The organism is Chamaesiphon sp. OTE_20_metabat_361, assembly GCF_031364565.1.
In genome coordinates this window covers 1-1562 of record NZ_JANLWO010000159.1, presented here as the reverse complement: position 1 = coordinate 1562, position 1562 = coordinate 1, and the positions used below count along the sequence as shown (strand labels likewise).

Here is a 1562-nt window from a genome sequence, read left to right as displayed (position 1 = left end):
GACGAACACTATCCCGACTGGGTGGGGATTGGGTTAGTCAATCACGGTAGGGATTTACATCTATTCAGTCATGGCGCGCGCATCGCTCAGGTGATGTTTCTTGAGGTGTGTGTGGCGCAGGAGCGGGTAGTAGATGCGTTGACGACGGTAGGTGAACGCAAGGGTGGATTCGGACATACAGGGGTTTAAAAGATTAAATTTATCTTCCCTTTTTTAATTGCGCCAACGCAGCTTCAGCAGCCTGTTTCTCGGCATCTTTTTTACTACGTCCTTTACCCTCACCGCATAATTTGTCGCCGACATAAACCTTCGATACAAATTCTGGGCTATGATCCGAACCACCTTTTTTTTCGGTGATATATTTAGGCGGAGTTGTGGCACCATTAGCCTGGACAAAGGTCTGAAATTTATTTTTTGGATCCACAGTGGAATGATTTAGCTTAGTTCCTTGAGGGACAGAATCAAATAACTCATGGATTGAGGAACGAATTGCCTCAATATTGCAGCCTTTATCTAAATAGTAAGCTCCAATAACAGCCTCGAAAGTACTACTAAGCAAGTTTGGACTCTGATAAACGCCAGCTCGAATTAAACCACCACCTAATCGCATTCTGAAATCTAGTCCAACTTCATTAGCAAATTTGGCAAGTTGTTTTTCATCGACAAGTGCAGCACGTCTTCGCGTCATTTCATCTTCTCCCATTTCAGGGTGACGTTGATATAAATATTCGCCACTGATAAATGTGAGAATGGCATCTCCAAAAAATTCTAGCCGTTCGTTATCGCTAGTTTCGTCGGGGTGTTCGTGAGCGTAGGAGCGGTGAGTAAGTGCCTGACGCAGTAGCTTTTCGTCATTAAATAATAGTAGTTTATGCACGATCTGATTTTTAAAAAATTATGGGTCACAGATCCCCAATTTCTTGAAGAAGTCGGGGATATAAGTAGTTGTGTTATGTAAGTTAATTTAACTAGCAGGATTTACAATTTTTTTGAGGAGGATAGAGGCTATTACCACGAGAATTATTACAAGGAAAGCAAGCTAATCGCAGATTTTCTAACGAGTCAGAACCACCTTTGCTTTTTGGTTTGAGATGATCGAGAGTTAACTTATCCGATGGTAAAGTACACTCGCACCACCAGCATTTAGAGCCAAATTCTATGAGAAGTATATTCTTATTCGATCGTTTCCGATTAGGAGTCATAATTGAAACTATTTGTTAGAGAGGACTAACAAACAAACACCAAAAATAGTATAGAAACTTCGCTAAAATAAGCAAATTCTCTACTCTTGTACTTAATCATAACCGTCTCAAACGCACTATCTCCAAGCCTCACGCCAGCGCATACCGAGTATGCGGAACCAGCGATTACTTGGGCTAAATCTTAGCCTCAGACAGTCGTTAACCCAGAATACTGGATATGCGCTAGCGTGAGAATCGGAGATAGTGCCCATGAGACGAACATCTAAGCATTGATATTCATCTGTATGAGTCAAAGATAAGGTATGAAATTATACTTGTCAATACTCAAAATTTGTTTTCAGGGGAAAGTCGCAGTTATCG

General features: G+C 41.3%; 2 protein-coding genes and 1 pseudogene. 1 reads left to right on the top strand and 2 read right to left on the bottom strand.

The genetic code is table 11. The annotated features are described in order from the left end of the window. A pseudogene (locus RMO35_RS04410) lies at positions 1-189 on the top strand (dUTP diphosphatase); the annotation flags it as partial. A 10-nt stretch (positions 190-199) separates the two neighbouring features. Here RMO35_RS04410 and rnc read toward each other — a convergent pair. Continuing rightward, positions 200-877, bottom strand: a complete 678-nt coding sequence (gene rnc, locus RMO35_RS04405; RefSeq protein ID WP_309738824.1) for a ribonuclease III — start codon at positions 875-877, stop codon at positions 200-202. Positions 878-968: 91 nt separating this feature from the next. Next, positions 969-1202 (bottom strand): HNH endonuclease signature motif containing protein, encoded by a 234-nt coding sequence (locus RMO35_RS04400; RefSeq protein ID WP_309738822.1) that lies wholly within the window; start codon positions 1200-1202, stop codon positions 969-971. Between the last annotated feature and the right edge of the window lie 360 nt (positions 1203-1562).